The 26,385-nt window shown below is 66.3% G+C and carries 28 protein-coding genes; 15 read left to right on the plus strand and 13 right to left on the minus strand.

Features of this window, described 5'->3' with window-relative positions:
- Positions 1-19 precede the first annotated feature (19 nt).
- Entirely contained in the window at positions 20-334 is a 315-nt protein-coding gene (locus WIX39_RS19540; RefSeq protein WP_081269142.1) for a hypothetical protein, read from the minus strand.
- Between the two features lie 338 nt (positions 335-672).
- Complete coding sequence (locus WIX39_RS19545) at positions 673-1,497, minus strand: crotonase/enoyl-CoA hydratase family protein (protein ID WP_106934263.1); 825 nt, start codon at positions 1,495-1,497, stop codon at positions 673-675.
- Positions 1,498-1,587: 90 nt separating this feature from the next.
- On the opposite strand from WIX39_RS19545, the gene WIX39_RS19550 reads away from it, so the two are divergent.
- Both WIX39_RS19550 and WIX39_RS19555 read left to right on the plus strand, forming a co-directional pair.
- Positions 1,588-3,456, plus strand: coding sequence for a PhoX family protein (locus WIX39_RS19550; RefSeq protein WP_205367137.1), 1,869 nt, complete (start codon positions 1,588-1,590; stop codon positions 3,454-3,456).
- A 33-nt stretch (positions 3,457-3,489) separates the two neighbouring features.
- Positions 3,490-3,879 (plus strand): DUF488 domain-containing protein, encoded by a 390-nt coding sequence (locus WIX39_RS19555; protein ID WP_106934262.1) that lies wholly within the window; start codon positions 3,490-3,492, stop codon positions 3,877-3,879.
- A 12-nt stretch (positions 3,880-3,891) separates the two neighbouring features.
- Here WIX39_RS19555 and WIX39_RS19560 read toward each other — a convergent pair whose 3' ends face one another.
- Positions 3,892-4,500, minus strand: coding sequence for a glutathione S-transferase (locus WIX39_RS19560; RefSeq protein ID WP_106934261.1), 609 nt, complete (start codon positions 4,498-4,500; stop codon positions 3,892-3,894).
- 126 nt (positions 4,501-4,626) lie between these two features.
- On the opposite strand from WIX39_RS19560, the gene WIX39_RS19565 reads away from it, so the two are divergent.
- Complete coding sequence (locus WIX39_RS19565) at positions 4,627-5,085, plus strand: Lrp/AsnC family transcriptional regulator (RefSeq protein ID WP_081269176.1); 459 nt, start codon at positions 4,627-4,629, stop codon at positions 5,083-5,085.
- A 4-nt stretch (positions 5,086-5,089) separates the two neighbouring features.
- Here the strand turns inward: WIX39_RS19565 and WIX39_RS19570 are convergent, their stop codons facing one another.
- Entirely contained in the window at positions 5,090-5,992 is a 903-nt protein-coding gene (locus WIX39_RS19570; protein ID WP_081269137.1) for an SDR family oxidoreductase, read from the minus strand.
- Between the two features lie 167 nt (positions 5,993-6,159).
- On the opposite strand from WIX39_RS19570, the gene WIX39_RS19575 reads away from it, so the two are divergent.
- Positions 6,160-7,041 carry a CoA transferase gene (locus tag WIX39_RS19575; protein WP_106934260.1) on the plus strand — a complete coding sequence of 294 codons (882 nt, stop codon included), beginning with the start codon at positions 6,160-6,162 and terminating at the stop codon, positions 7,039-7,041.
- A 10-nt stretch (positions 7,042-7,051) separates the two neighbouring features.
- Here the strand turns inward: WIX39_RS19575 and WIX39_RS19580 are convergent, their stop codons facing one another.
- Together WIX39_RS19580 and WIX39_RS19585 are read right to left on the minus strand one after the other, a co-directional pair.
- Positions 7,052-7,957, minus strand: a complete 906-nt coding sequence (locus tag WIX39_RS19580) for a hypothetical protein (protein ID WP_106934259.1) — start codon at positions 7,955-7,957, stop codon at positions 7,052-7,054.
- Positions 7,958-7,994: 37 nt separating this feature from the next.
- Positions 7,995-8,900: a DMT family transporter gene (locus WIX39_RS19585; protein ID WP_234382515.1), complete on the minus strand. Its 906-nt coding sequence runs from the start codon at positions 8,898-8,900 to the stop codon at positions 7,995-7,997.
- 401 nt (positions 8,901-9,301) lie between these two features.
- Here WIX39_RS19585 and WIX39_RS19590 point away from each other — a divergent pair, with 401 nt between their 5' ends.
- Entirely contained in the window at positions 9,302-11,236 is a 1,935-nt protein-coding gene (locus WIX39_RS19590) for an EAL domain-containing protein (RefSeq protein ID WP_409195656.1), read from the plus strand.
- A 32-nt stretch (positions 11,237-11,268) separates the two neighbouring features.
- Positions 11,269-12,276 carry a GGDEF domain-containing protein gene (locus WIX39_RS19595; RefSeq protein WP_106934256.1) on the plus strand — a complete coding sequence of 336 codons (1,008 nt, stop codon included), beginning with the start codon at positions 11,269-11,271 and terminating at the stop codon, positions 12,274-12,276.
- 20 nt (positions 12,277-12,296) lie between these two features.
- On the opposite strand, the gene WIX39_RS19600 is transcribed toward WIX39_RS19595, so the two are convergent.
- Entirely contained in the window at positions 12,297-14,702 is a 2,406-nt protein-coding gene (locus WIX39_RS19600) for a YgiQ family radical SAM protein (protein WP_106934255.1), read from the minus strand.
- 147 nt (positions 14,703-14,849) lie between these two features.
- Between WIX39_RS19600 and WIX39_RS19605 the strand changes: the two genes are divergently transcribed.
- Positions 14,850-15,800 (plus strand): bifunctional helix-turn-helix transcriptional regulator/GNAT family N-acetyltransferase, encoded by a 951-nt coding sequence (locus WIX39_RS19605; RefSeq protein ID WP_409195657.1) that lies wholly within the window; start codon positions 14,850-14,852, stop codon positions 15,798-15,800.
- Positions 15,801-15,842: 42 nt separating this feature from the next.
- Here WIX39_RS19605 and WIX39_RS19610 read toward each other — a convergent pair whose 3' ends face one another.
- From WIX39_RS19610 to WIX39_RS19625, 4 genes are all read right to left on the minus strand, one after another.
- A complete protein-coding gene (locus WIX39_RS19610) occupies positions 15,843-16,625 on the minus strand; it encodes a 3-hydroxybutyrate dehydrogenase (RefSeq protein ID WP_409195658.1) in 783 nt (260 codons plus the stop codon).
- A 46-nt stretch (positions 16,626-16,671) separates the two neighbouring features.
- Complete coding sequence (locus WIX39_RS19615; protein WP_106937422.1) at positions 16,672-17,421, minus strand: acetoacetate decarboxylase; 750 nt, start codon at positions 17,419-17,421, stop codon at positions 16,672-16,674.
- An 80-nt stretch (positions 17,422-17,501) separates the two neighbouring features.
- Complete coding sequence (locus WIX39_RS19620) at positions 17,502-18,632, minus strand: patatin-like phospholipase family protein (RefSeq protein WP_106934252.1); 1,131 nt, start codon at positions 18,630-18,632, stop codon at positions 17,502-17,504.
- A gap of 160 nt (positions 18,633-18,792) precedes the next feature.
- Positions 18,793-19,242: a CHRD domain-containing protein gene (locus tag WIX39_RS19625; RefSeq protein ID WP_081269127.1), complete on the minus strand. Its 450-nt coding sequence runs from the start codon at positions 19,240-19,242 to the stop codon at positions 18,793-18,795.
- A 129-nt stretch (positions 19,243-19,371) separates the two neighbouring features.
- Here WIX39_RS19625 and WIX39_RS19630 point away from each other — a divergent pair, with 129 nt between their 5' ends.
- Entirely contained in the window at positions 19,372-19,932 is a 561-nt protein-coding gene (locus WIX39_RS19630; RefSeq protein WP_409195659.1) for a DUF924 family protein, read from the plus strand.
- Positions 19,933-19,937: 5 nt separating this feature from the next.
- Here WIX39_RS19630 and WIX39_RS19635 read toward each other — a convergent pair whose 3' ends face one another.
- Positions 19,938-20,861: a YihY/virulence factor BrkB family protein gene (locus WIX39_RS19635; RefSeq protein ID WP_172839879.1), complete on the minus strand. Its 924-nt coding sequence runs from the start codon at positions 20,859-20,861 to the stop codon at positions 19,938-19,940.
- Between the two features lie 86 nt (positions 20,862-20,947).
- Here WIX39_RS19635 and WIX39_RS19640 point away from each other — a divergent pair, with 86 nt between their 5' ends.
- The 4 genes from WIX39_RS19640 to WIX39_RS19655 are packed head-to-tail and all read left to right on the plus strand — an operon-like array spanning position 20,948 to position 23,616.
- Positions 20,948-21,514: a chromate transporter gene (locus WIX39_RS19640; RefSeq protein WP_081269125.1), complete on the plus strand. Its 567-nt coding sequence runs from the start codon at positions 20,948-20,950 to the stop codon at positions 21,512-21,514.
- On the plus strand, positions 21,511-22,110 hold the full coding sequence (locus WIX39_RS19645; RefSeq protein ID WP_081269124.1) for a chromate transporter: 600 nt from the start codon (positions 21,511-21,513) through the stop codon (positions 22,108-22,110). Before WIX39_RS19640 ends, WIX39_RS19645 begins: the two co-directional genes overlap by 4 nt.
- Positions 22,111-22,150: 40 nt before the next feature.
- Positions 22,151-23,119, plus strand: a complete 969-nt coding sequence (locus WIX39_RS19650; protein ID WP_106934250.1) for an aldo/keto reductase — start codon at positions 22,151-22,153, stop codon at positions 23,117-23,119.
- Between the two features lie 14 nt (positions 23,120-23,133).
- Complete coding sequence (locus WIX39_RS19655) at positions 23,134-23,616, plus strand: DUF3237 domain-containing protein (protein WP_081269122.1); 483 nt, start codon at positions 23,134-23,136, stop codon at positions 23,614-23,616.
- A 7-nt stretch (positions 23,617-23,623) separates the two neighbouring features.
- Here WIX39_RS19655 and WIX39_RS19660 read toward each other — a convergent pair whose 3' ends face one another.
- On the minus strand, positions 23,624-24,145 hold the full coding sequence (locus tag WIX39_RS19660) for a GNAT family N-acetyltransferase (RefSeq protein WP_409195660.1): 522 nt from the start codon (positions 24,143-24,145) through the stop codon (positions 23,624-23,626).
- Between the two features lie 43 nt (positions 24,146-24,188).
- Here WIX39_RS19660 and WIX39_RS19665 point away from each other — a divergent pair, with 43 nt between their 5' ends.
- From WIX39_RS19665 to WIX39_RS19675, 3 genes are all read left to right on the plus strand, one after another.
- A complete protein-coding gene (locus WIX39_RS19665) occupies positions 24,189-24,794 on the plus strand; it encodes a helix-turn-helix domain-containing protein (protein ID WP_106934248.1) in 606 nt (201 codons plus the stop codon).
- Between the two features lie 104 nt (positions 24,795-24,898).
- A complete protein-coding gene (locus tag WIX39_RS19670; protein ID WP_172839878.1) occupies positions 24,899-25,069 on the plus strand; it encodes a hypothetical protein in 171 nt (56 codons plus the stop codon).
- Positions 25,070-25,158: 89 nt separating this feature from the next.
- A complete protein-coding gene (locus WIX39_RS19675; RefSeq protein ID WP_106937421.1) occupies positions 25,159-26,364 on the plus strand; it encodes an NAD(P)/FAD-dependent oxidoreductase in 1,206 nt (401 codons plus the stop codon).
- The last annotated feature ends 21 nt before the right edge of the window (positions 26,365-26,385 follow it).

Here is a 26,385-nt window from a genome sequence, read left to right on the forward strand (position 1 = left end):
CGCGCGGCGAGCGCCGCGCTCAGACGCGCGGCAGCGCCGCCAGGAAGGTAGACACCACGATCGCGGCCGCGCGGTCGAGCTGGAGGATGCCCTCCACGTCGAAGGCGTGCGGCGCCGTGCGTCCACTCGAGCCGAGCGGCTTGCGGATCTCTACAAGAACTTCGGCCGCGAGTTCGCGGTCGCTGCGCGGGCTGCCGTCGGGGTGCATCACCCATTCGTTGACTTGATCGAATGGAATGCTGCGGAAGACCCCGACGATGGGGACGTACTTGTAGCGATCCTCGCCCACCAGGATGGGCACGCTGAGATTGCAGAAAAACGTGGTCGTCGACATGCAGGATCGCCGTCGCTAGGCAAAACGTTCAATTGTTAATGAGTGTGGCGTCAGGAGCCATCCTTCTCTAGGGCAAACACGGGGAAAGACGTGACCTTCTGCACAGAAACTGTGTCCAAATTCATTCATTTTCCCCTTAAAACAACTACTTTATTCTTACATAAACCAGTTTGAAATGCACTTCCCACGCGCCACAGGGGCTTCCGCGGCGATTTAACGAGCGCAAAACGTTTACAAAACGCAACGCGAGCGGTCCCGGAGTTACCGGCCGCTCGCGCAGTCCTGACTGTATGGCTGAATGAAGGTTGGCGGCCGCCCGCAGGCGAAGGCCGGCGGCGTCAGGCGGGCGTGTCGAAACGCGGGGCGCGCCGCTCGATGTTGGCCTTCACGGCCTCGACCTGGTTCGCGCTGCCGATCAGCGCCTGCTGCTCGACCGATTCGGCCATCAGCAGGTCGGCGGCACTCTGGTGCGCCGACGCATTCAGCAGCCGCTTGCCGGCGCGAATGGCGTCGGGGCTCTTGCCCGCAATCTCGTGCGCCATCTGCAGGGCATCGGCCAGCGGGTCGGCCGACAGCCGGGTTGCAAAACCGATCCGGAGCGCTTCCTCGCCAGAGAAGATGCGGCCGGTGAAGGTGAGTTCGCGCACCACGTCGGCACGCGCCAGTTCGCGCATCAGCACCATGCCGGCCATGTCGGGCACCAGCCCCCATTTGATTTCCATCACCGACAGCTTCGTGTCTGGCGCGACGACGCGGATGTCCGCGCCCAGCGCCACCTGCAGCCCGCCGCCGAAGGCCACGCCATGCACGGCCGCGATCACCGGCACTGGCACTTCCCGCCACACCATCGCGACCTGCTGCGCCGCATTCGAGATGCCGTGAGTACGCGCCAGCAGGTCGGTGCCAGAAGCGCCCTCGCCCAGCACGCCGGCCGCGCCCTGCTGCATGCGTTCGAACGACGCCATGTCGAGCCCCGCGCAGAAAGCCTTGCCGCGCCCGGAAATGACCACAGCCCGCGCCGCCTTGTCGTCGCGCAGCGCTTCGCCGGCGGCGATCAGCGCGTCGAACATGGCGGGGTCGAGCGCGTTCATCTTGTCGTCGCGCGAGAGCTGCAGTTCCACCACGCCGTCGGCGTGGCGGGTCCATTCGATGCGGTCGGTCATTCGATGTCTCCTGGGCGGTCCGGGCGCGAGTATCGCCCGGCACGGCGCTCGGCGATGATGGCGGCTGTCGCCTACACAACAGCTCCCGCCATGCCATTGGACCGCCGCCGCTTTCTTCTTCAATCGGGCTCCGCCGCCGCCGTCGTGGCGCTGTTCGGCCAAGGCTGCGCGGCACCCGCCGCCGGGAAAGCCGATGCCGGCGTGCTCGGCTTCACCGGCGTACCCGCCTCGCTGCGCGACGGCGTCGCCATACCGCCCGAATACGAATGGCAGCTGCTCTACCCCTGGGGCACGCCGACCGGCATCGCGGGCCGCATGCCGGCTTTCGCGACCGACGCCTCCAACAGCGCCGACGACCAAGCCGTGCAGGCCGGCATGCACCACGACGGCATGCATTTCTTCGCCCTCGACGCCAGCGGCGACCGCGGCCTGCTCGTGATGAACCATGAGTACACCGACGAGCAGCTGCTGCACGCCGACGGCGCCAGGCAATGGACGCCGGAGAAGGTCCGCAAGTCGCTCCATGCGATGGGCGTGTCGGTCATCGAGATCCGCCGCACGCCCGAAGGCTGGCGCCAGGTGCTGCCTTCGCAGTTCGCGCGGCGCGTGCACGGCAACACGCCGATGCGCATCGCCGGCCCGGCCGCCGGCACGCCGCTGATGCGCACTGCCGCCAACCCGGCGGGCGACGCGGTGTTCGGCACCTTCGCCAATTGCGCGATGGGCGTCACGCCCTGGGGCACCTACCTGACCTGCGAGGAAAACTTCCACGGCTATTTCGGCGGGCCGAAGGAAGCCGCCTCGCGCATGACGGCCGCGCAGCGCCGCTACGGTACGGTCCCGGGATCTCAGTGGGTGGAGTACTGGCGCTTCGACGAGCGCTTCGACCTGAGCCGGCATCCGAACGAGGCGCACCGCTTCGGCTGGGTGGTCGAGATCGACCCGTTCGACCCCACCGCCACGCCCATCAAGCGCACGGCGCTGGGCCGCAAGCGGCAGGAAAGCGCGACCTGCACCGTCGCGAAGGACGGCCGCCTCGTGGTCTACATGGGCGACGACTCCCGGTTCGAATACATCTACAAGTTCGTGAGCCGCGACAAGGTGCGCCCCGGCACCGATGCCGCCGCGCGGGCGGCCAACCGCCACCTGCTCGACGACGGCACGCTGCACGTGGCGCGCTACGACGCCGGCGGGCGCGGCCGGTGGCTGGAACTCACGCACGGCCGCGGCGGCCTAGACGCGGCCGGCGGCTTTGCCGACCAGGCCGAGGTGCTAGTCCACGCGCGGCTGGCCGGCGACGTGGTCGGCGGCACGAAGATGGACCGGCCCGAATGGATCGCGGTGCATCCGCAGTCCGGCGAGGTCTACGTCACCCTCACCAACAACAGCCAGCGCGGCGACGCCGGCAAGCCCGGCCCCGACGCCGCCAACCCGCGCGCCAACAACCTCTTCGGCGGCATCCTGCGGTGGCGCGAGGACGGCAGCGACGCCGCCAGCACCGGCTTCGCCTGGGACCACTTCGCACTCGCCGGCGATCCGGCGCAGCCCGGCAGCGGCGCACGCTATCCCGCGGCAGAGGCCGACATGTTCGGCGCGCCCGACGGCCTGCACTTCGACCAGGGCGGGCTGCTCTGGATCCAGACCGACATGAGCGGCCAGGTGATCGGCAAGCCGCCCTACACCTCGCTGGGCAACAACCAGATGCTGTGCGCCGACCCGGCGTCGGGCCGCATCAAGCGCTTCCTGACCGGGCCGAACGGCTGCGAGATCACCGGCTGCGTGGTGGCGCCCGACCGGCGCACGCTGTTCGTCAACATCCAGCACCCGGGCGAGGCGCGCGACGACGGCGACAGCAAACACAACAGCGCCTGGCCCGACGGCACCGTGCCGGGCAGCGCGCGCCCGCGCTCGGCAACGCTGGCGATTCGGCGGCGGGACGGCGGCATCGTCGGCACCTGAGACACAGCCTTCAAGAGAAGAAAGGAAAGCCCCATGAGCATCCGCATCGTCCGCCTGGGCACACCGCGCGCCGATGGCGAAGGCCTGCGCGTCGGCACCGTGCGCCGTCCGCCGCGCGGCGTGCCGAAGACCGAGTTCGCATCGCAGAACTGGTACGACGTGTGGTACCCCAACCTCGCGCCGTCGGTCGAGACGATGAAGCAGGCGCAGGAAGCGCAGACGCCCGCGCAATGGAACGCCTTCGTGCGCAAGTTCAAGGCGGAGATGGCCGAGTCCGACGCGAGCCGCAGCCTCGACCTGCTGGCCGCGCTCTCGCACGGCACGGCCCTGTCGGTCGGCTGCTATTGCGAAGACGAGTCGCACTGCCACCGCTCCGTGCTGCGCAGCCTGCTGGCCGAGCGCGGTGCGGACATCGCGGACTGAAGGCCGCCGCCGTCAGACCTGCGGCGCGTCCAGGAACACCGGCAGGCTCTCCGCACGCGCGGCGTAGGCCGACAGCACTGGGAAGCCATCCGCCGCGATGACATCAGGCAGCATCAATTGCGTGAAAGACCAGGCCACCGCCGTCGAGACACCGGCCTGCGTCATCGTTTTCTCATCGGCGGGCAGCGGTGACGCCGCCACCTCGCGTTCGAGCGCCGCATAGGCCGCCACGAGCTGGCCGCGCACCCTGTCCACCCAAGGCTGGTGCAGCTTCTCGGCCGGCCGCAGGTTGTGCTCGTAGACGATCTGCACGGTCTTCTCGCAGGCCGCGAGCGCGAGCCCGGTGATGCGCAGGGCGCGCACCCGTTCGGCAAGCGCGGCAGGCATGAGGCTGCGGCCGCTCAGGGCCTCGGCGTAGTCGATGACGAGCGTCGAATCCATCAGCACCGTGCCGTCGTCGCAGACCAGCGTGGGTGCCTTCACCACCGGATTGATCCCGCGAAACTCTTCGAAGGTGCTGAAGACCGAGACCGGCCGGTGTTCGAAAGGCACGCCAAGGAGCCGCAGCGAGATGGCGGCGCGCCGCACGTAGGGTGAGTCGAGCATGCCGACGAGTTGCATGGGTTCTCCTGGAAAAGATGGTCCGCCACGTTACCCGGCACGCTTCTCGCGGCGAAGTGCAATCCATCGAAAATCGCCGCCTCGGACCGATCGATCATCGGCGGCGCAACCTTCCCCGACACGCACATGAACATCGACAAGAAAGACCGGCTGATCCTCGAAGCGCTGCAGGCCGATGCACGGCAGAGCCTGGCCGCGCTGGGCAAGCGCATCGGCCTGTCGCAGCCGGCCATGAGCGAGCGGGTGCGCAAACTGGAGGAAGCGGGCGTGATCGAAGGCTACGGCGCGCGCGTCAACCTGCGCGCGCTGGGCGTGGGCCTGCAGGCCATCATTCGCATCGAGACCACGCATGCGGGCATCGCCCGCTACCTGAAGCTGTTCGAGGCCATGCCCGAAGTGCTGAGCGCCGACCGCGTCACAGGGGAAGACTGCTTCATCGTGCGCTGCGCGATCGCGGAGCCGGCGGACCTGGAGCGCGTGGTCGACGCGCTGGCGGTCGACGGCGCGGTGACCACGTCGCTGGTGCTGTCGAGCCCGGTCAACAAGCACGTCACCGTGCATGCGGCCCGGCCGCCGAAGAAGTAGCCCGTCAGCGCTGCGCCTTGTCCTTCTGGTTCTGCGCCTCGATGCGTTCGCGCGCGGCCTGCCAGTCGGCGTCGCTCCACTGGCGCAGTTCGTAGAAATTGCCGCCGGTGGCCAGGGCGTTGCCGCCGTCCATCATGATGCTCTGGCCGGTGAGCCAGTCGCACTGGCCGGGCGCCATCAGGAAAGAAGCCAGGTTCTGCAGCTCGCTCATGCGTCCGGTGCGCGCCATCGGGTTGGTCTGCTTGCTGCGCGCGCCGGGCTCTTCGCCGGGGTTCAGGCGCTTGCTCATGCCTTCGGTGGGAATCTCGCCGGGGCCGACCGCATTCAGGCGGATGCCGTGCCGCGCCCACTCCACCGCGAGCGACTTGGTCATCACCTCGATGCCGGCCTTGCTCATGGCCGAGGGCACGACGTAAGGACTGCCGTTGTCGACCCAGGTGACGATGATGCTCATCACGCTGCGGAAGGCGTCGCCCTGCTTCCACTCGCCCGCCTTGGCCTGCGCCACCCAGCGCTTGCCCACGGCCTGCGTCACGTAGAAGCTGCCGTGGAACACGATGTTGGCGATGGCGTCGAAGGCGCGCGGCGAGAGGTTCTCGGTCGGCGAGACGAAGTTGCCCGCCGCGTTGTTGACCAGCCCGGTCAGGCCGCCGCTCTGGAACAGGCTCTCGACCATTTCGTCGACCTGCTGCGCGATGCGGATGTCGACGCCGAAGGTGTCGATGCGCCGGCCCGGAAACTGCTGGCGCCATTGCGCGGCCGTTTCCTCGCAGACCGACTGGCGCCGCCCGCAGATGGCGACGTCCGCGCCCAGGCTCAGGAAGCGCTCGGCCATCGCGCGGCCCAGGCCGGTGCCACCGCCGGTCACGAGAATGCGCTGGCCGCTCATCAGGGAAGCTTCAAACATGGTTCGTCTCCTGTCGTTTGCATGTGGTCGGGGCAGCGGCAAGGGAGTTGGCTGCCACCGGCACATGCTACGCGCGGGCCTGCATTCCGGCTTGCGGGAAGTGGCTCCTGTGCACCCCGCGCCCCGGGTGAGAATGTGCGAAACGAGTTTCCTGGAGACAACAGCCGATGCCCGATTCCACAAGCCCCGCCCATGACCACGCCGCACCGCTGGAGGGCGTGCGCGTCCTGAGCCTTGCGCTGAACCTGCCCGGCCCGGCCGCGCTGCTGCGGTGCCGCGGCATGGGCGCCGCCTGCCTCAAGCTGGAGCCGCCCGGCGGCGATCCGATGGCGCTGTACAACCGGCCGGCCTACGCGGCACTGCACGAGGGCGTCGAGATCCGCGCGGTCGATCTGAAGAGCGAAGCCGGGCAGGAACAACTGCATGCCGAGCTCGCGGCGACCGACGTGCTGCTGACCTCGTTCCGCCCGTCCGCATTGGCCAAGCTCGGGCTCGACTGGCCGGCGCTGCATGCGCGCCACCCGAGGCTGTCGCAGGTCGCCATCGTCGGCGCGCCGGGCGAACGCGCCGAGGAGCCGGGCCATGACCTGACCTACCTCGCGGAAAGCGGGCTCGTGACAGGCACCGAGTTGCCGCCCACGCTCTACGCCGACATGGGCGGCGCCCTGCTCGCGAGCGAGGCGGTGCTCAAGGCGATGCTGCTGCGGTCGCGCAAGGCCGGCGGCGTGTACCTCGAAGTCGCCCTGAACGCATCGGCCGACTGGCTGGCCCTGCCCCGCGCCTGGGGCCTGACGCAGCCTTCGGGCGCGGTCGGCGGCGCGCACGCGGGCTACCGCGTCTACCCCTGCGCCGACGGCAGGGTGGCGGTGGCTGCGCTCGAGCCGCATTTCGCGGCCCGGCTCTGCGAGGCCGCGGAGATTGGCTCGCGCGACATGATGGCGCCGGCCACGCACGAGGCGCTGGCCGACTGGCTGGCAACGCGCACCCGCGCCGAACTCGAAGCCATGGCCCGTGAGCGCGACGTGCCGCTGCTCACGCTGGACGGATGATCGGGCCGATTCAGCGCGTCGCCACGCCGTCGCGCTGCCGGTCTTCGCGCTTGAGCGCGAGATACGTGTCGAGGTCGACCTCGTGCAACTGGCGCGGGTACTGCTCGGCCGCGGCGAACCAGCGGCGCTGGCGGCGGTCGGACTGGTCGGAGCCGGGTGCCGCGAGGTAGGCGTCCAGCGTCAGGAAGTAGCGCATCGCGTTGCGTTCCACCAGCCCGCGCAGGCCGCGGATGTAGTCGGGCTGGCCCTCCGGCGTCTTGCCGACCACGGTGAAGCCCACCTTGTCGCTGCCGAAGGTCGCGAGGTAGGCCATGGTGCCCAGCCGGACCATCGCGTTGTGGTCGTAGCTGTAGCTGAAGTGCAGGAAGCTCTTGTGCTCGTCCAGCGCCAGGGCCTCGAGCTTGACGTGGTAGTTGCTCGTGCCCAGCGGCCCGCTCTCGGCCGACAGTTCGACCGACAGATGCTCCGGCGAGGCACCCGCGACGCGGTAGACGAACGGCAGCTCGAAGGCCTGGTCGATCGGCTTGTCGTAGCGCCGCACCACGTAGAGCGTGATCAGGTCGCGTCCTTGCGGCCCGCTGGCCACCGTGCAGCGCCGGTTGTTGATGTGCAGGGTCAGCACCTCGCACCAATGGGCCGATCCCTTGAGCGTGCTGCTGATCTCCTGCAGCGGATGGTCGACCAGGGCATAGACGTCGCCTTGCAGGCCGTCGGCCGTCTCCAAGGAGTCGATCTGCACTGGACGCCCGAAGCTGCTGTGCTCGAGCCTGTCGCTCAGGCGCTGGTGGGTGGCACGCAGCGTCTGGGCGGCTGGCGATTCGGGCGGGGCGGCAAGCCCCGCCGACGAAGCTGCGATCAGCAGCGCGCCCGTGAAGGAGCGCAACCATGGAACCGGCAGGTGGGGCGAACTGCTCATGGGGCCACACCATACAACGGAAGGTCCAGGCGTGCCTTCAGTCGGCCTGCGCGGATCTGCCGCGCCGCACCAGCAGCAACATCGCGCCCGCAAGCAGCACCGCGCCCGCCCACTGGCGCGGCGCCATCGGCTGGGCGAGCAACGCGGCGGCCAGCAGAGCGGCCACCAGCGGCTCGACCAGCGTGCCGATCACCGCCGAGGTCGGCGACAGTCGCCGCGCGCCCCAGGCAAAGGCCAGGTACGCCACCGAGGTCGTCACCACGCCCGTATAGCCCACCGCGAGCCATTGCGCGCCGCCTTCGGGCCAGGTGATGCCGCCGGGCCACGCAACAGCCAGCATGCATGCGGCCGCGGCCGTCATGCCCCAGGCAGATGCCGTGGCGGCCGGCACCCTCGCCGGCATGCGCGCGTTGCCCAGCACCACCATCGCATAGCAAAAGGCCGAGGCCAGAGACCAGGCCACGCCGGCCGCATGCCCCGGCGCGAGCGGCCCCCACCCCGCGGACGGCATCACCAGCAGCAGCACCCCGGCAAGCGCGAGCAGCAGTCCCGCGAGCAGGCGCGCGCCGAAGCGCTCGTAGCCGCGCAGCACCGACACCAGCGCGACGATCACCGGGGCGCAGCAGATCGAGATCACGGTCGGCAACGCGGCACCCAGATGGGAAATACCCGTGAACCAGCAGCTCACGTTGAGCGCCATCGCGGCGCCGGTTGCCAGCAGCTGCAGGCGCTCCAGGCCCGTCAGGTCGGCCCACCGCCCCTGCGCGCTCGCCGGGGTTCGCCAATGCAGCCACCACAGCAGCGGCAGGCCCAGCGCGAAGCGCGCCAGCGACAGGCTCTGCGGCGCGATGCCGCCCTCGATCAGGAATTGCGCAACCAGGGCACCACCGCCCCACAGCGCGCCAGCCAGCAGCACGCCGCCCCAGGCCAGGGCGACAGACATTCTTGCGTTCATTGTTGAAAGTTCTCCATGACGCCCGCCAGAGCCGATCGGCTGCGACCGGAAGCGGGCATGACCGTCCATGCCGCGTCGCGCCCCGAGGCGGACAGCGGCGACCACTTGTGTGCCAGAGCGCTGCGCCGGAAGGCGCGCGCCTCAGCTGCGGGTCGATGGAGGAGGAGAACGGTACAGGGCCATGGCGCGCATCTTAGAACGCACGAACTGGCGCCCGCAAACGCGCTCACGGCCTCCTGGCAGGCGGAATCAAGGACAAATGTCGGGTGTGCAGGAACTCGACGAGTTGAAAGACTCCCGGCACCCATTTCAAAAATATTGTCGAACGCGGGGACGGGAGCGGTAGCCCAGACCCTGCGTTGGAGGACGACGTAGTGCAGGAAATTTTCATGGCCGCTTGGCAAGCCGAGCTGGCAAATTACCCGTTGCTGATTCTTCAGGCAGCGGCTCTCCTCGGAATATTGAGCATCACCCTGCTGCTCTCCCGAACACCCACCGAAAGAGTCGAATCGAGAACGCTTCTGTACGGCTCGGTTTTCGGCATCACCAGCTTCGCCCTGATCGCCCTGTCCTCTCAATTTTTCAACCTGCCCTCAAAGCCCTATCTCTCGTCCGATCTGCTCTTCCTCGGAGGCCTGCTGGGAGGATGGAGAGGAGGAACGATAACGCTGGCCCTGACGATTTCAGCGCGCCTCATATTTGGCGGCTTCAACCAGGTGGAAGCGTTTCTGCTGGATATGTCGATAACCACCGCGGGCGGCATCATCGCGCATTTCGTCTACAGCAAAAAGCCGCTGATGCAATTTGGGTGGAAAGAAGTATTGAAAATATGGAGCGCCCGAATAGCATGCTCCATGTTTTCGAGTGGCGTCATATTCTTATTGAAACTGGTCCCGCCCAAGGTGAGTGCGCATGTCACTGCATTGCAGATAGTCGGATTCAGCACTTCACTTTTCATTTTGGGTTGCGTCATAGCCTTGCTGCGCGTGGACGCACATATCAGGGATTCCTATTTTCAGCGAATGAAAATGTACCGCACGGACCTTCTCAGCGGACTGCCCAATAGAAGAGCATTGAGCGAGTATCTTGAAACAATTCTCCACAAAAACCAGTCGCAGCATGTGCTTCTCACATTCGAGGTCGGAAATCTCAAGGAAATGGTCCGCATTCTGGGGCACGACTGGACGGATAAATTCTGGGGCCATCTGGCGAGCCAGTTGACGAATCAAGAAACCCTCAAGATGACCTCGAACGAGAAATCGAATTGCTTTCAATTGTCCGACCTGGCATTGGCCTTTGTTGTGCAGGAAACCTGCGTCGCCCAGATAGAAAATTGCCAGCTCGTGCCTCGTCTGTACGCCGACGTCATGGAGCACCTGCAAGTTGCCGGGGGCCCTTACTCCAATGTGCAACTGCGTTGCGGCGTTACGAATGTGCGAACGGCAGATGACGCAAACGCCTCATCCGTTCTGAGAAACATCAGCCTGGCGCTCCAGAGCAGCAATCAACAGATCAGGTATTTTCACGATTCTTTTTCTGCCCAGGCTGACAAGGACGCAAAAGTCCACGAGTTGATCATTGGCTGGATTCGCAATATCAATCCGCCATTGAACTACCAGCCGAAGTTCAACCTGGAGACCCGGGTGATCTGCGGTGCCGAGGCGCTGCTGAGAGCGCACTCCGCGGAAGGCCTGCCCCTGTCCCCGCTTTACGTGCTGGATGTTGCAACCCGCTACCAGCTGCTGCTGAAACTCGAGTGGTGTACCGTCGAAATGGTGATTCGGGAACTGGCCCAGTGCATGGCCAAGGGTTTTCACACCCCGTTGTCGGTCAACATATCCGCGGCATCCATCACGGTACCGGACTTCGGCGAGCGAATTCTGGATCGCCTGGATCGCTACCGTGTGCCCTCCGAAATGCTATCGATTGAAATCATCGAATCCGGGCAGGTACCGGACATCGACACCGTGAAGGAGAACATCCATAAATTGAATTCGGCGGGTGTCGGGTTATCTCTCGATGATTTCGGCGCTGGATATTCCACGCTGACCACCCTGGCCAAGATCCCCTTCGACGAAGTGAAGATCGACTATGCAATGGTCTCGATGATCGAACAACCGCGCATGAACAAGGCAATAGGCCTGGCCCTGGAAAGTGCGACGAGATACGGCGCCAGGCTTGTCGCAGAGGGAGTCGAAACCGAAACCCAGCTGGAAATACTCGTCAAAATGGGCATCAAATTCGGCCAGGGCTACCTTTTTTCCAAGGCAGTGCCCATGAATGACCTGATCGAACTGTCAAAATTGGAAAAACATGTGCAATAGCATGCGCCGATAGCCTTGCGATTGCGCAGATCATGAAAAACGAAGACACACGAGTGAATGAATTCCGATTGCTTATCAAGCCTCTGTCGCTCGGAATGCAATTGGGCGGCATGGTTCTGGTTGCAATGGTATGGATTCTTGCGGATGAATCCTATCAATACGACCATCGATGGATAATTTTGCTTGCGGCCCTTACCGTCACCTCGGTTTTTGCAAGCTGGAAAATAGCATTTTTCTCATTTTTTTCCATCACGACCGTCTGGCTGCTATGCATTGCGCTCACGCTGCTGGCCGAACCCAGCATCAATAGAAATCACTGGATGGCGGTGCTGAGCATCGGCGTATCTCTGGCGGTAGCGCCCGTCTTTTCCCGGACCAGCGAATACATCATCGTGTCCATCGGCATTTGGCTCATTTTCGGCAAAGGGTCGCTGATAAATGCGCCATTCGGCGGAGATGTGAAATGGGCATGGCTTTCAATGTCAGCCGCGATCATGGTCGGCGTGTTCTTGAACGCACTCTTCGCCCGAATCCATCGCCAAAGCATTGTGCTTCGCGACAAGCTCGTGGATCTGGCCTTCACCGATGCGCTGACCGGCATCGGCAATCGCAGGAAGTTCCTGAGCGATGTCGATGAAGCCCAGAAGTCAAGCGATGCGAGTTCCGCTTGCCTGCTCATGCTCGACATCGACAACTTCAAGCGCATCAATGACGATTTCGGCCATCCGATGGGCGACGAAGTCCTTCGGCAGGTAGCTCAAGCCATCCGCCGATCCGTCGCGGATGAGCCATGCGGGCGGCTGGGGGGCGAGGAGTTCGGAATCTTCCTTACCCAGGGAGGCGAAGAGCGGGCGGCCACGGTGGCCACCCAGATCCTGGCCCGGATACGCGAACTGGACGTGCTCGACCGAAAAATCACCGCCAGCGTCGGCATTTCAAGAATGAGCGATGAGCAGTCGTTTTCCGAATTGATGAGAGCTGCCGACGAAGCGCTCTACGTCGCCAAAAGCCGCGGCAAGGATTGCTTCGCGGTCTTCTGACGCGATGCGGCTCGCGCGGCTCAGCGCGGCTTGCGGATGTTGCCGCGCACCGGACCGCCCGATGGCTTGCGCGAGCTCGAACCCGAGCCGTTGTCGCGCGGCGGCAGGCCGGTGTGCTGCGTGAGGATGCGGCCCTTCGAAGGCTTCACCGGTGCCAGCTTGACCGGTGCGGCCTTGGCGGTGGCCGGCGCAGCGGTCGAATTCTTGCGCCGCGCGCTCGTGTATCCGCCGTCGGTCAGCGGCTGCCAGGTCGGAATGAGGTGGTGCTTGCCGTTGCCGATCAGGTCGGCACGGCCCATGCTCTTGAGCGCCTCGCGCAGCAGCGGCCAGTTGTTGGCGTCGTGGTAGCGCAGGAAGGCCTTGTGCAGGCGGCGGCGCTTGTCGCCACGCACGATGTCCACCGTCTCGCTCTCGCGCGTGATCTTGCGCAGCGGGTTCTTGTTGGTGTGGTACATCGTCGTCGCGGTGGCCATGGGCGACGGGTAGAAGGTCTGCACCTGGTCGGCGCGAAAGCCGTTCTTCTTGAGCCAGATGGCGAGGTTCATCATGTCCTCGTCGCTGGTGCCCGGATGCGCGGCAATGAAGTACGGAATGAGGTACTGCTTCTTGCCCGCCTCGGCCGAGTATTTCTCGAACATCTGCTTGAACTTGTCGTAGCTGCCGATGCCGGGCTTCATCATCTTGGTGAGCGGGCCCTGCTCGGTGTGCTCGGGCGCGATCTTCAGGTAGCCGCCCACGTGGTGCTGGACCAGTTCCTTCACGTACTCGGGCGACTGCACAGCCAGGTCGTAGCGCAGGCCCGAGCCGATGAGGATCTTCTTGATGCCCTTCAACGCACGCGCCCGGCGGTAGATCTTGATCAGCGGGTCGTGGTTGGTGTTGAGGTTCGGGCAGATGCCCGGGTACACGCAGCTCGGCTTGCGGCAGGCCGATTCGATTTCGGGCGACTTGCAGCCGATGCGGTACATGTTTGCCGTGGGGCCGCCGAGGTCGGAGATGGTGCCGGTGAAGCCCTTGACCGAATCGCGGATGGCCTCGACCTCCTTGATGATCGAGTCTTCGGAGCGGCTCTGGATGATGCGGCCCTCGTGCTCGGTGATCGAGCAGAAGGTGCAGCCGCCGAAGCAGCCGCGCATGATGTTCACGCTGAAGCGGATCATTTCCCACGCGGGGATCTTGGTGGCGCCGTCGTGGCTGCCGTTCTCGTCGGCGTAGCGCGGATGGGGGCTGCGGGCGTACGGCAGGTCGAACACGTAGTCCATCTCGGCCGTGGTGAGCGGAATGGGCGGCGGGTTGATCCACACGTCGCGCGCCGTGGCGCCTTCGCCGTGCGCCTGCACCAGCGCGCGGGCGTTACCGGGGTTGGTCTCCAGATGCAGCACGCGGTTGGCGTGCGCGTAGAGCACCGGGTCGCTGCGCACCTGCTCGTAAGCCGGCAGGCGGATCACGGAACGGTCGCGCGGCGGTACGCTGATCTTGCCGCGCGGCTGCAGCGCTGGGTTCGGCACGAAGTTCAGCGGCTTGATGGCGGGGTTGACCACCGAGGCGCCTGCCGGGCCGGCGGCTTCCGCGGCCTTGGCGACGGCCTGCGCCTCGTCTTCCTTGGCGCAGGTGGCGCCGTTGGCCTTGGCCTGGTCGGACACCATCAGATACGGATTGACGTGCGCCTCGACGCGGCCTGGTTCATCCACGCTGGTGGAGTTGATCTCGAACCAGCCGTCGGGGGTTTCGCGCCGCACGAAGGCGGTGCCGCGCACGTCGGTGATCTGCTGCACCGGCTCCTTGGCGGCCAGGCGGTGCGCGATCTCGACGATGGCGCGCTCGGCGTTGCCGTACAGCAGCAGGTCGCACTTGGCGTCGACCACGATGGAGCGGCGTACCTTGTCCGACCAGTAGTCGTAGTGGGCAATGCGGCGCAGGCTGCCTTCGATGCCGCCGAGGATGATCGGCACGTCGTTCCAGGCTTCCTTGCAGCGCTGCGAATACACGATGGCCGCGCGGTCGGGGCGCGAGCCGCCGACGTCGCCGGGGGTGTAGGCGTCGTCGCTGCGGATCTTGCGATCGGCCGTGTAGCGGTTGATCATCGAATCCATGTTGCCGGCGGTCACGCCGAAGAACAGGTTCGGCTTGCCCAGCACCTTGAAGGGCTCGGCGCTCTGCCAGTCGGGCTGCGCGATGATGCCCACGCGGAAGCCCTGCGCCTCGAGCATGCGGCCGATCACCGACATGCCGAAGCTGGGGTGGTCGACATAGGCGTCGCCCGTGACCACGATGATGTCGCAGCTGTCCCAGCCGAGCGCTTCCATTTCCTTGCGCGAGGTCGGCAGGAACTTGGCCGTGCCGAAACGGGCCGCCCAGTACTTTCGGTAGCTGGTCAGCGGCTTGGCGGCGCGCGCGAAAAAGGAGACGTCGACGGGGGCGTTCATCGGTGGGGGCAGTCGGCGCCGTGGGCGCGCCGTTGTGGGCAACCCTCGATTTTAGGGTTTTCCACCTCCCCTGTCGCTCTAAACATCCTGTGACCATGCCACCGGCAGGACTTCGATTAATTGCCAAAGTCAACCAATCAAATGACAATGGCAAGCATGTCCACGACTTCAACTCCCGTCGATCCCGCCGCCGTCAAGGCGATCCGGCAGTTCAACCGCTTCTATACGCGCCGCATCGGCGCACTCGATCCGTACCTCGGCAGCCCCATGTCGCTGACCGACGTGCGCGTGCTGTACGAGCTGGCCCACCGCGAAACCGCGGTCGCCAGCGAGATCGGTCGCGACCTCGGCCTCGATGCGGGCTACATGAGCCGCATCCTGCGCCGGTTCGAATCCGAAGGCTGGCTCACCCGGGAGCCCCATCCGCGCGATGCGCGCCAGAGCGTGCTGCACCTGACCGAAGCCGGCCACGCCGCATTTGCGCCGTTGCAACAGAAGTCGCGCGAGGAAGCCGCCGCGCTGCTCGAGTCGCTCGAGCCGTCGCAGCGCCAGCAATTGGTTCAGGCCATGGGCACGATGCAGTCCCTGCTCGACCCCGATGCCGCGCCGCCCAAGCCCCAGGCAGCCATCCTTCGCGACCCGGCGCCCGGCGATATCGGCTGGGTGGTGCAGCAGCACGGCGAGATCTACGCGCGCGAATACGGCTGGAACAGCAAGTTCGAGGCGCTCGTGGCCGGCATCGCGAGCGAGTTCCTGCTGAAGTTCCAACCCGAATGGGAGCGCTGCTGGATCGCCGAACTCAACGGCGAGCGCGTGGGCGCGATCTTCGTGGTGCGCAAGTCGGCCACGGTGGCGCAACTGCGCATGCTGATCCTGACGCCCGGTGCGCGCGGCCTCGGGCTCGGCAGCAAGCTGGTCGACGAGTGCATCGCCTTCGCGCGGCTCAAGGGCTACAAGAAGATGGTGCTGTGGACCAACAGCTGCCTGACGGCTGCGCGCGGCATCTATGCCAAGCGTGGCTTCCAGCTCACGCAGTCGGAGCCGCACGAGGGCTATGGCTCGCCGCTGGTGGGCGAGACCTGGGAGCTGAAGCTGTAGTTGGTTGGTCTTGCTCCTTCCCCCGCCGGGGGAGGGAGAAACTCACTGCATGAACCAGCCGTGGCTCACGACGAGAGACTGCCCCGTCAGCGCATTCGTCGGGAACCCCGCGAACAGCAGCGCCACGCGCGCCACGTCTTCCGTGGTCGTGAACTCGCCATCGACCGTTTCCTTGAGCATCACGTTCTTGACGACTTCCTCTTCGCTGATGCCCAGCGTCTGGGCCTGTTCGGGAATCTGCTTCTCGACCAGCGGCGTGCGCACGAAGCCCGGGCAGATCACGTTGGCGCGCACGCCGTGCTTGGCACCCTCCTTGGCGACCGTCTTGGCCAGGCCGATGAGGCCGTGCTTGGCGGTGACGTAGGGCGCCTTCAGCAGCGAAGCTTCCTTCGAGTGCACCGAGCCCATGTAGATCACGCTGCCGCCACGGCCTTGCGCGTACATGTGCTTCAGGCAGGCCTTGGTGGTGAGGAATGCGCCGTCCAGGTGGATGGCCAGCATCTTCTTCCAGTCGGCAAAGCTGAACTCTTCCACCGGGTGCACGATCTGGATGCCGGCGTTGCTGATGAGGATGTCGATGCCGCCGAAGGCCTTCGCGCCCTCTTCCACCGAGGCGTTCACCTGGTCTTCGTTGGTCACGTCGACCGCCACGCCGATGGCCTGCGCGCCGGACGCCTTGAGTTCGGCCGCGGTGGCGTCGGCAGCCTCCTTGTTGAGGTCGGCAATGATGATCTTCGCGCCTTCCTGGGCGAACAAGATGGCGATTTCCTTGCCGATGCCGCTGGCCGAGCCGGTGATGTAGGCGACCTTGTCCTTGAGTTGCATGGTGCGTGTTCCTTGAGAGAGTTGGGTTGGAAGATGAGTGCGGAAATCAGGCGAGGTAATCATGCTCGACCGTGCCCAGCGCGAGCGTCATGTCGGCGATGTAGTGCACGGCCGACTCGACCTTCAACACCGGCAGGTCGGCCACCGGCGCCAGCGCATGCGGATGCAGTTCGAGCGAGGCGGGGCCGCCCCAGGCGCCGTGCAGCGTCACGTCGACCATGTGGTAGCGCACCAGCTCGCAGATGCGCGCCGTGCCGTCCACATGCGGAATGATCTTGAGCAGGAAGTTGGGCTGCGCGATGCCCGCGAGGATGGGCTCCGGGTCGAGCGCGCGGTGCTTGAAGCCCATGGTGGCCTTGGCCACGCGCACCTTGCCGTAGTCGAGCGTGCCGACGACCACGTCGGTCTCGTAGTCGAGCACAGGCGAAGCGAGCTTCTTGGGAAAGCCCCAGAGCTCGCGGCCGCCGGCAATGGGCGGATGGTCGTTGAGGTACATGGCGTGCACGTACGCGCCCTTCTCCACGCCCTTGGCGGTGCGCAGCTGCACCGGAATGACCTGGCCCGATTCGGTGTAGTCGCCGAAGCCGGTGGAGTCGGGCATGCGGATGAACTCGTACTTGACCAGCGGCTCGACCACCTCCAGCGGCTCCGGCACCACGGCGCGCAGGGCGTCCATGTCGGTGCGGTAGGTGACGATGAGAAATTCACGCCGCACGAAGCGATAGGGTCCGGGCGGAAAGGCGGGGCTCGTCAGCGGCATCGCGAATGCCGTTCGTCGCACGTCTTCAATGTTCACGAACATTTCCTCCTGTTGAAGTGACGGGCCCAGTCTGGCGCTGGTTTCTTAGTCGAGGCTGAACTCTCCGGATGCGCCGTTCATCGTGCAAGACCGGGCCGCTTCACGCGCCCAGAGCCGTGCTCGCCGAGGTCGAAAGTGGTCACGCCGTTGACGGTGGCGTCGGCACGCAGCAGTTCGGGATGCGCGAGCGTGCTGCGCATGTCGCGCACGCCGGACTCCCAGTGCTCCTCGACGGCGGCGCGCGAGAACTCGTAGTCTTTCGATTCGAGCTCGTAGGGCTTGTCGCGGTAGATCAGATGGAAGATGTCGATCGGCTCGTGCGTCAGCTGCGACTGCACCGCCAGCACGCTCGGGTCGTTGCGCAGGCTGGCGGGCAGCTTGGTGATGAGGTCGGCAATGGCCTGCTGCAGGTTCATGTTGGCCGCCAGCGCGTCCGTGTTCATGCGGGTGCGGCTCGAGTAGGTGATGTCCTTCTGGCGCTCCAGCACGCCGGCCATGGTGCGGGGCATTTCACCGCGCGCGTTGAACAGGTCGACCTGCAGCACCACCAGCGGCTCGGTCCGCGGATGCAGGTCCAGCACGTACTGCAGCGGCGTGTTCGACACGATGCCGCCGTCCCAGTAGTCGTCGCCGTCGATGCTCACCGGCGCGAAGCCGGGCGGCAATGCGCCGCTGGCCATGATGTGCTCCGGCCCGATGGACTGGCGCGTGTTGTCGAAGTACACCGAGTTGCCGGTGCGCACGTTGACAGCGCCCACGCTGAAACGCGCCTCGCAGGCATTGATGCGGTCGAAGTCGACGAGGCGCTCCAGCGTGGACTTGAGCGGCGAGGTGTCGTAGTAGCTCAGCAGCGGCGCCGCCCCGCCCATCAGCAGGGCTGGCGAATAGCGCGGCTCGAAGAAACCCGGAATGCCCACCAGCGAAGCCATGGTGGCGCTGTACTGGTTCTGAGCGGCCCGGTCGCCCAGCCACGAAGGCAGGCGCTGCGAAGCTCCGGAAGACACGAGGTGCCAGAACTCGCGCAGCCGGTCGACACGCTTTTCCGGGGCATTGCCTGCGATCAGCGCCGCGTTGATGGCGCCGATGGAAACGCCGGCGATCCAGTGCGGCTCGAGTTCGGTCTCGCTGAGCGCGGCGAACACACCGGCCTGGTAGGCGCCGAGCGCGCCCCCGCCCTGCAGCACCAGCGCCTTGCGGGCGGTGCGCATGTCTTCGCGGCGCGAAGCAAAAGGGTTCAGGGGCTGGGAGGACTGAGAGGACTGAAAGGAGGCGCCACGGGTTTTTTTCTTGGGTGGTGTCGTCGTCATGCATTCATTTGACCCCAGCTCCGCGACACCAACCTGACCAGGGGTCTTGCCCCTGGCGAAATCACATCTTCGGCAGCATCTGCCCGCGAATCTCGCCGCCGGGGTTGGCCGCGGTGTGCACGTTGGCGTACCACTTGCCAGCACTCAGGTCGGCGGCCTGGGCCGGAGTGAGCGTGGCCTGGCCTTCGATCGGGCTCGCCGGATTGGCAAAGGGCAGCACCACGCCCGCGTTGGCACCCGCTGCTGCGGGGCCGTGGAAGTGCGCCATGGTGGCGGGGCCGCTCAGGCCGGTGTAGGTGATCTTGTACTTGAGCACGTTGGTGTCGCGGTCGAGCCAGGCCTCTGCCATGCCGCTGCCGCGCGTCATGTTGGGCGGGACTTCGCTGGCCGCATTCATCGCGCCGCTGAAGCTCGCGACGTTCGACTTCGACATCATTCCGCAGCCGACCAGCGCGGCACTGGCCACGCCGGTAATGAGGGCTGCGCGCAAAAAGGTGCCATATTTGGTCATGAGCTTTATCTCCTGGGTTGTGTAAGCGACCACAGCATAGGCAGCACGGCGGCACTTGTCTTGTCGGCCATCGCCCCGACTTCCCCCGGCGCCAGGCGCCCGGAAACCGGCCTGAAAGACAATCCGGCGATGAGTTCTCCGACCCCCACCCCGCTCCCCACGGCCCGCGAAGTGGCCGACTTCTGGCGCGACGCCGGCCCTGAACGCTGGTTTGCCAAGAACGACGAATTCGACGCCGCCTTCATCGCCCGCTTTGCCGACGCCCACCACGCCGCGGCGCGCGGCGAACTCGATGAATGGGCGCACGACGCCGAAGGCGCGCTGGCCCTGCTGGTGCTGCTCGACCAGTTCCCCCGCAACGCCTGGCGCAACAACCCGCACATGCTCGCCACCGACGGCAGGGCCCTGGCAGTGGCCAAGAAAGCGGTGGCCGCCGGGCTCGACCAGCAGGTTGCCGCCGAACTGCGGCCTTTCTTCTACCTGCCGTTCATGCACTCCGAGGTGCTGGCCGAGCAACAGCGCTCGGTCGAACTCAATGCCGCGCTGGACGCCAACACGCAGCGCTTTGCCGTGCTGCACCGCGACATCGTCGCGCGCTTCAGCCGCTTTCCGCACCGCAACAGGATGCTGGGGCGCGAATCGACCGCGCAGGAGCAGGCGTTCCTGGACCAGGGCGGCTTCGCGGGCTGACCCGCTCAGTTGTCGTTCTGCGCCAGCGGCACGTCGCGTGTCGGCGAGGGGTTGAGCTCTGTAGCGCCCTTCTTGTCCTTCATCGATCCGTAGGTGCGCGCATAGACCCAGGTGAACTCGGCGCCCAGCAGGAAGATCTGCGCCGAGTAATACACCCACACCAGCACCACCACCAGCGAACCCGCCGCGCCATAGCCCGAGGCCACGCTGCTCTTGCCGATGTACAGCCCGATCAGGTGCTTGCCCACGGTGAAAAGCAGCGCGGTGACCGCAGCGCCTACCCACACGTCGCGCCACTGCACCTTGGCGCGCGGCATGATCTTGTAGATCATCGCGAAGATCACCGTCACCATCGCGAAGCTGAAGACGAAGTTCACCACCTGCGCGGTGGTCTCCCAGGCACCGAACATCGGCGACCACCACTTGCCCAGCGCCGCGAGCGCCGCGCTGGCCACCAGCGACACCATCAGCAGGAAGCCGATGCCCATGATCATGCTGAACGACAGCAGCCGCACGCGCAGCATGTTGAACAGGCCGCTGTTCTTGACGCGGGCCGGCGCGCGCCAGATGCGGTCGAGCGCGTCCTGCAGTTCGCCGAACACGGTGGTCGCGCCGACCACCAGCAGCCCGATGCCGATGACCGTGGCCACGACGCCCTCGGTGGGCTTGTTGACGGCCTTCAGCATGCCTTGGACCGCCGCCGCGCCCTGCTCGCCCATCAGCCCCGAGAGCTGCGCGAAGATCTCCCCGCGCGCCGCCTCCTGGCCGAAGACCAGCCCGGCCACGGCGATCACGATCAGCAGCAGAGGCGCGATCGAGAACACGGTGTAGTAGGCCAGCGCGGCCCCCATGCTCGGCGCGTAGTCGTTCGACCAGGAGTTGAAGGCCTTCTTGCAAAGGTCGAAGAGCGCGCGTAGTTGCATGAGCATGGTTGTAGTTTCCCTGTGGAGGCGTCCGGGATCTTGTCAGTACGATGCCCGGCGCGTTGAAAGCCTGACTACGATAATCGCTCCACATGCACCCGTCTCCACCAGCCCAGCCGCAGTCGCCGCGCGACCTGTTCTTTTCGTTCACCTGGCTGGCGCTGCAAGGCTTCGGCGGCGTGCTGGCCATCGTGCAGCGCGAGATGGTCGAGAAAAAGAAATGGCTCACGCCCGAGCAGTTCCTCGAGGACTGGGCCGTGGCCCAGGTGATGCCCGGCCCCAACGTGATCAACCTCGCCCTGATGATCGGCGACCGCTACTTCGGGCTGCGCGGCGCCCTGGCGGCGGTGGCGGGCATGCTGGCCATTCCGCTCGTCGTCATCCTCGCGCTGGCCGTGCTCTACGCCCACTACGCCGGCAACCCGCAGGTGGCGGCCGCGCTGCGCGGCATGGGTGCGGTGTCGGGCGGGCTGATCGCGGCCACCGGCATCAAGCTGGTGCCGCAGTTGCGCAAGCACCCGCTGGGCTTTGCCACCTGCCTGGGCTTCATGGCGCTGGTGTTCTGCGCCATCGCGCTGTTCAAGATCCCGCTCGGCTGGGTGCTGCTGGTGCTCGGCGGCGTGGCCTGCGTGTGGACCTGGAAGAAGATACCGGCATGACCATCGCGATGCACTGGCACGACTGGCTGGCCCTCTTCGGGCAGTACATGCTGCTTTCGCTGCTGTCGATCAGCGGCGCGATCACCACGGTGCCCGACATGCACCGCTACCTGGTGGCGCAGCACGGCTGGCTCACCGACGCGCAATTCAGCTCCTCGGTGGCCATCGCGCAGGCCGCGCCGGGGCCCAACGTGCTGTTCGTGGCGCTGATGGGCTGGAACGTCGGGCTCAACGCGGGCGGCGGCATCGGCGGCGGGCCGGGGGCGTGGCTGCTGGGCTTCTTCGGGCTGCTCGTCACCATGGTCGGCATCATGCTGCCGAGCACCACCCTCACCTACTTCGCCACGCGCTGGGGCCACCGCAACCGCACCCGCCGCGAGGTGCGTGCCTTCAAGCAGGGCATGGCGCCCGTGGTGGTGGGCCTGCTGATCGCCACCGGCTGGGTGCTGGCTGCGGGAAACCATGCCGGCAATGCGCCCGCCTGGCACCTGTGGCTGCTGACCGGCGCGGCCGCGCTTATCGTCTGGCGCACGCGCATCCATCTGCTGTGGCTGCTCGGTGCCGGTGCGGTGCTGGGCGCCATAGGCTTCGTCTGACCATTTTTTTCTCAACGCTTTTCTTCGGGAACACCAACTCATGTCGCAACTTCGCCCGCTCGGCCGCTCCGGCCTCCTGGTTTCGCCGCTCGCCTTCGGGGGCAATGTGTTCGGCTGGACCGTCGACGAGGCTGCCTCGTTCAAGCTGCTCGACGCGTGGCTCGACGCCGGCTTCAACTTCGTCGACACCGCCGACGTGTACTCGGCCTGGGTGCCGGGCCACACGGGCGGCGAGTCCGAGACCATCATCGGCAAGTGGCTCAAGCAAAGCGGCAAGCGCAACCGCGTGGTGCTGGCCACCAAGGTCGGCAAGCCGATGGGCGAAGGCAAGGTGGGCCTGTCGCCCAAGTACATCCGCGAGGCGGTCGAAGCTTCGCTCAGGCGCCTGCAAACGGACCACATCGACCTCTACCAGTCGCATGACGACGACGCCAACACACCGCTCGAGGAGTCGCTGCGCGCCTTCGACCAGCTGATCCAGGAAGGCAAGGTGCGCGCGATCGGCGCGTCGAACTACACGGCGCCGCGGCTGGCCGAGGCGCTGGACGTGTCCGAGAAGCTCGGCATCGCCCGCTACGAGAGCCTGCAGCCGCTCTACAACCTGTACGACCGCGCGGTGTTCGAAGACGCGCTGGAGCCGCTGTGCCTGAAGCGCGAGGTGGGCGTGATCAACTTCTACGCGCTGGCTGCCGGCTTCCTCACGGGCAAATACCGCACGGAGGCCGACGCGAGCAAGAGCGCCCGCGGCGCCAACACCACCAAGAAGTACCTCAACGAACGCGGCCTGCGCATCCTCGACGCGCTCGACAAGGTGGCCCAGCAGTACAACGCCAAGCCCGGCCAGGTGGCCATCGCCTGGCAGATCGCGCGTCCCGGCGTGACGGCGCCGATCGCCAGCGCGACGTCGATCGCGCAGCTCGAGGAACTCGTGGTCGCGACGCAGCTGAAGCTGGACGCGGGCACCATCGAGATGCTCGACCGCGCCAGCGCCGAAACCGCCGCGGCCTGAGAAAGGGGCGAGTGATGAGCGTGTTCGATTTCAACGATATCTCCGCCCCTTCGCTCGAGCATTTCGCCGACCTGCGCGTCGAGGTGGGCACGCCGCAGGTGCTGGGCGGCACCCCGCGCGGCATGCGCCGCGTGGTGCCCATCACGGGCGGCGAGGCCACCGGGCACGGCTGGCGGGCGCGCGTTCTGCCGGGCGGCTGCGACTTCCAGTTGATCGTGAGCGAAACGCTCTCCGAGCTCGATGCGCGCTACGCCCTGGAGACCGACTCAGGCGACCTGATCTACGTGCAGAACCAGGCCATGCGCTCGGCCACGCCCGAGGTCATGGCCCGGCTGCTGCGAGGCGACCCCGTCGACCCGACGCAGGTGTACTTCCGCTGCAACCCGCGCTTCGAAACCACTTCGCCGTCGCTGAAGTGGATCAGCGAACGCATGTTCACCGGCGCCGGCATGCGCAAGCCGTCCGAGGTGGTGATGCGTTTCTACACGCTGGTCTAGCGGGCGCTCAGCCGTCGACCGGGTTCAGCGGCGTCGCCAGGATCCGCTGGTAGAAGGCCACGTCGAGCCAGCGGCCGAACTTGAAGCCGGCCTGGCGCACGGTGCCGGAATGCTCGAAGCCCAGCCGCTCGTGCAGCGCGATGCTGCCGGCGTTGGCGGCATCGATGGCGCCGACCATCACGTGCACGTCGCGCGCAACGGCCTCGGCAATGATCGCCTCCATCAGCGTGCGGCCCAGGCCCGCGCCGCGGTGGGCGCTGTCGACGTACACCGAATGCTCGACCGTGTACTTGTAGGCGGGGAAGGCGCGGAACGCGCCGTAGCTGGCAAAACCCAGCAGCTTGCCGTCGTCGTCCACCGCGCCGATCACCGGAAAGCCGTTCGCACGCTTGGTGGCGAACCAGGCAACCATGTTCTCCGGCGTGCGCGGCTTGTAGTCGTACAGCGCGGTCGAGGTGACGATGGCTTCGTTGAGGATGGCAAGAATCGCCGCGGCGTGCGCTTCTTCGGTGCAGGGGATGAGCCGCATGATGTTCCTTGAGTCGTCCAATATAAGAGAATAATAATCTCATATGGGAAACACTTCATCCACCTCCACCGCCTCTTCTACACAGGGCGCTGCCGATGGCATCGACGCACTCATCGCCTCGCGGCTGCTGGCGCTGCGGCAGGCACGGACGCTCAGCCTTGCCGAACTGGCCGAGTTGTCGGGGGTCAGCAAGGCCATGATCTCGAAGGTGGAGCGTGCCCAGAGCAGCCCCACGGCCGTGCTGCTGGGCAAACTGGCTGCGGGGCTGGGCGTGCCGCTTGCGCAGTTGCTGACAGAAGAAAAGGACAGTCCCCAGCGCCTGCGAACAAGGGCCGAGCAGCACGTGTGGCGAGATCCCGAAGCGGGCTACCTGCGCCGCCAGGTGGCGGAGCGCCACGCGGGCAGCGGTGTCGAACTGGTCGAGGTCGAGCTGCCGCGTTCGGCGCAGGTCAGCTATCCGCGGTGGAGCGGCAAGCCGTATCGACAATGCCTGTGGATGCTCGAAGGCGCGCTCCGCGTGGACTACGGCGACGAGCGTTTCGAGCTTGGGCCGGGCGACTGTCTCGACTTCGGCGTGGACAGGCCGCTGGCGTTCAAGGCGCTGGGTCGCGGAGCCTGCCGCTACCTGCTGGTGGCGAGCCCGTCCTAGCCCATCGGTAGGCTGGCTCCCACATGGACAGGCGGCGCGGGCCGCCTCGAAGCCTCGCGCCGGCCGGGATACTGCAACGCATCTCAGCTTCCGGAGGAACGGCGATGTCCTTTGCGCTTTACATGATCGGTTTCTTGATCTTCCTGGGCGGCCTCGTCTGGGGAGCCACGGTGTTGGGCGTGCCGACGCTCTACATCGGCATCGGTGCGGTGATCCTGCTCGGGATCGGCATCTTCAGCGCGGTCGGCCGCACCCGCGGCAAAGACCCGTCCTGAGTTCACACAGGCTTCACGCCGCACGCACAGCGGCTGGCTAACTTCGCTGCGCACCGCAGACCGCGGTGCGTATCGAACACAGCCAGCCCATGCCATCTTCTTCCTCGAGTTTCTTCGCCCCCCTCGATTCATCCCTGATCACCCCGCCGCATGCGGCGCCGGTTGCATCGCCAAGCAGCGGCGGCGCAGGCATCAAGGTCGATCTTCTCGTGGTGGGTGCCAGCTTTGCCGGGCTGGCCTGCGCCCGTGCCGCGGCCCTCGCCGGACTCAGCGTGATGGTGCTGGAGAAGAAGGCCAGCGCCGGCAGCAAGCTCCACACCACCGGCATCATCGTCAAGGACGCAGTCGACAGCGTGCCATGGCTGGCAGAGGTGCCGCCCGCGCTGGTGCGCCGCATCGACGGCGTGCGGTTGTATGCGCCCAACATGCGCCATGTGGACCTGCACGCGCCGGGCTACTGGTTCTGGGCCACCGACGCCCCCTCGCTGCTCGACTGGATGGTGGACTCGGCGCGGGCCTGCGGTGTCGACGTGCGGCTCGGCACGCTGTTCGAACAGGCGCTGTGGATCAATGGACGCTGGGAGGTGCCGGTCACGCATGGCCCCTGCATCACTGCCACCTACCTCGTAGGCGCGGACGGTCCGCATTCGCGCGTGGCCAAGGCGCTGGGCCTGTCGCGCAACACGCGCTTCCTGTACGGCGTGGAACATGAGTACCGGGGTGCGCGCATGGAGCCCGGCCTGCTGCACTGCTTCATCGACAGCAAGCTGGCGCCCGGGTACATCGGCTGGGCGCTCGACGGTGTCGGCGTGAGCCAGATCGGGCTGGCGCGCCGCGTGGTGCCCGGCGACGCCCAGGCGCTGCGGCTCGATCCGCTGCTGCGCAAGATCGCCTCGGTCGTGTCGCCGGGCGATTCACCGCCCGTCGCGGTGCGCGCCGGAATGATCCCGTGCGGCGGCGTGCTGCCGAGGGTCGCGCGTGAACGGGCGCTGCTGGTGGGCGACGCCGCCGGCATGGTGTCGCCGGTGACCGCGGGCGGCATCCACACCGCGCTGCAGCACGGCGAACGCGCGGGCGAGGCAGTGGCGCGATTCGTGCGAAAAGAAGTCGACGATCCGGCCATCTGGTTCGTGCGCAGCTACCCCAGCTTCCTGCTCAAGCGCACGCTGCGCTGGGCCTTCGACAATTTCCAGAGCGACTGGATGTTCAACCACCTGCTGGGCACGCCGCAGATGCGGCGCGTGGCGGAACTCATCTACTTCCACCGCAAGGGCGGCCCGCCGCCCCAGGCCTAGGCCTAGGCCAGGAAGCGGCGC

The organism is Variovorax sp. AB1(2024) (assembly GCF_037482385.2).
Lineage (GTDB): Bacteria > Pseudomonadota > Gammaproteobacteria > Burkholderiales > Burkholderiaceae_C > Variovorax.

Bases quoted from the DNA above. Each gene is read 5' to 3' on its own strand.
- WIX39_RS19620 (WP_106934252.1), bottom strand. From the start codon at position 18,632: ATGCGCACCGCCCGCAAGGCGCTGGTGCTGCAGGGCGGGGGCGCGCTC.
- WIX39_RS19625 (WP_081269127.1), bottom strand. From the start codon at position 19,242: ATGACCAAATATGGCACCTTTTTGCGCGCAGCCCTCATTACCGGCGTG.
- WIX39_RS19585 (WP_234382515.1), bottom strand. From the start codon at position 8,900: ATGTCTGTCGCCCTGGCCTGGGGCGGCGTGCTGCTGGCTGGCGCGCTG.
- WIX39_RS19600 (WP_106934255.1), bottom strand. From the start codon at position 14,702: ATGAACGCCCCCGTCGACGTCTCCTTTTTCGCGCGCGCCGCCAAGCCG.
- WIX39_RS19570 (WP_081269137.1), bottom strand. From the start codon at position 5,992: ATGTTTGAAGCTTCCCTGATGAGCGGCCAGCGCATTCTCGTGACCGGC.
- WIX39_RS19605 (WP_409195657.1), top strand. From the start codon at position 14,850: ATGGCAAGCATGTCCACGACTTCAACTCCCGTCGATCCCGCCGCCGTC.
- WIX39_RS19665 (WP_106934248.1), top strand. From the start codon at position 24,189: ATGGGAAACACTTCATCCACCTCCACCGCCTCTTCTACACAGGGCGCT.
- WIX39_RS19560 (WP_106934261.1), bottom strand. From the start codon at position 4,500: ATGCAACTCGTCGGCATGCTCGACTCACCCTACGTGCGGCGCGCCGCC.
- WIX39_RS19545 (WP_106934263.1), bottom strand. From the start codon at position 1,497: ATGACCGACCGCATCGAATGGACCCGCCACGCCGACGGCGTGGTGGAA.
- WIX39_RS19635 (WP_172839879.1), bottom strand. From the start codon at position 20,861: ATGCTCATGCAACTACGCGCGCTCTTCGACCTTTGCAAGAAGGCCTTC.
- WIX39_RS19565 (WP_081269176.1), top strand. From the start codon at position 4,627: ATGAACATCGACAAGAAAGACCGGCTGATCCTCGAAGCGCTGCAGGCC.
- WIX39_RS19555 (WP_106934262.1), top strand. From the start codon at position 3,490: ATGAGCATCCGCATCGTCCGCCTGGGCACACCGCGCGCCGATGGCGAA.
- WIX39_RS19670 (WP_172839878.1), top strand. From the start codon at position 24,899: ATGTCCTTTGCGCTTTACATGATCGGTTTCTTGATCTTCCTGGGCGGC.
- WIX39_RS19650 (WP_106934250.1), top strand. From the start codon at position 22,151: ATGTCGCAACTTCGCCCGCTCGGCCGCTCCGGCCTCCTGGTTTCGCCG.
- WIX39_RS19540 (WP_081269142.1), bottom strand. From the start codon at position 334: ATGTCGACGACCACGTTTTTCTGCAATCTCAGCGTGCCCATCCTGGTG.
- WIX39_RS19655 (WP_081269122.1), top strand. From the start codon at position 23,134: ATGAGCGTGTTCGATTTCAACGATATCTCCGCCCCTTCGCTCGAGCAT.
- WIX39_RS19550 (WP_205367137.1), top strand. From the start codon at position 1,588: ATGCCATTGGACCGCCGCCGCTTTCTTCTTCAATCGGGCTCCGCCGCC.
- WIX39_RS19595 (WP_106934256.1), top strand. From the start codon at position 11,269: ATGAAAAACGAAGACACACGAGTGAATGAATTCCGATTGCTTATCAAG.
- WIX39_RS19630 (WP_409195659.1), top strand. From the start codon at position 19,372: ATGAGTTCTCCGACCCCCACCCCGCTCCCCACGGCCCGCGAAGTGGCC.
- WIX39_RS19675 (WP_106937421.1), top strand. From the start codon at position 25,159: ATGCCATCTTCTTCCTCGAGTTTCTTCGCCCCCCTCGATTCATCCCTG.
- WIX39_RS19580 (WP_106934259.1), bottom strand. From the start codon at position 7,957: ATGAGCAGTTCGCCCCACCTGCCGGTTCCATGGTTGCGCTCCTTCACG.
- WIX39_RS19660 (WP_409195660.1), bottom strand. From the start codon at position 24,145: ATGCGGCTCATCCCCTGCACCGAAGAAGCGCACGCCGCGGCGATTCTT.
- WIX39_RS19645 (WP_081269124.1), top strand. From the start codon at position 21,511: ATGACCATCGCGATGCACTGGCACGACTGGCTGGCCCTCTTCGGGCAG.
- WIX39_RS19575 (WP_106934260.1), top strand. From the start codon at position 6,160: ATGCCCGATTCCACAAGCCCCGCCCATGACCACGCCGCACCGCTGGAG.
- WIX39_RS19610 (WP_409195658.1), bottom strand. From the start codon at position 16,625: ATGCAACTCAAGGACAAGGTCGCCTACATCACCGGCTCGGCCAGCGGC.
- WIX39_RS19640 (WP_081269125.1), top strand. From the start codon at position 20,948: ATGCACCCGTCTCCACCAGCCCAGCCGCAGTCGCCGCGCGACCTGTTC.
- WIX39_RS19590 (WP_409195656.1), top strand. From the start codon at position 9,302: ATGGCCGCTTGGCAAGCCGAGCTGGCAAATTACCCGTTGCTGATTCTT.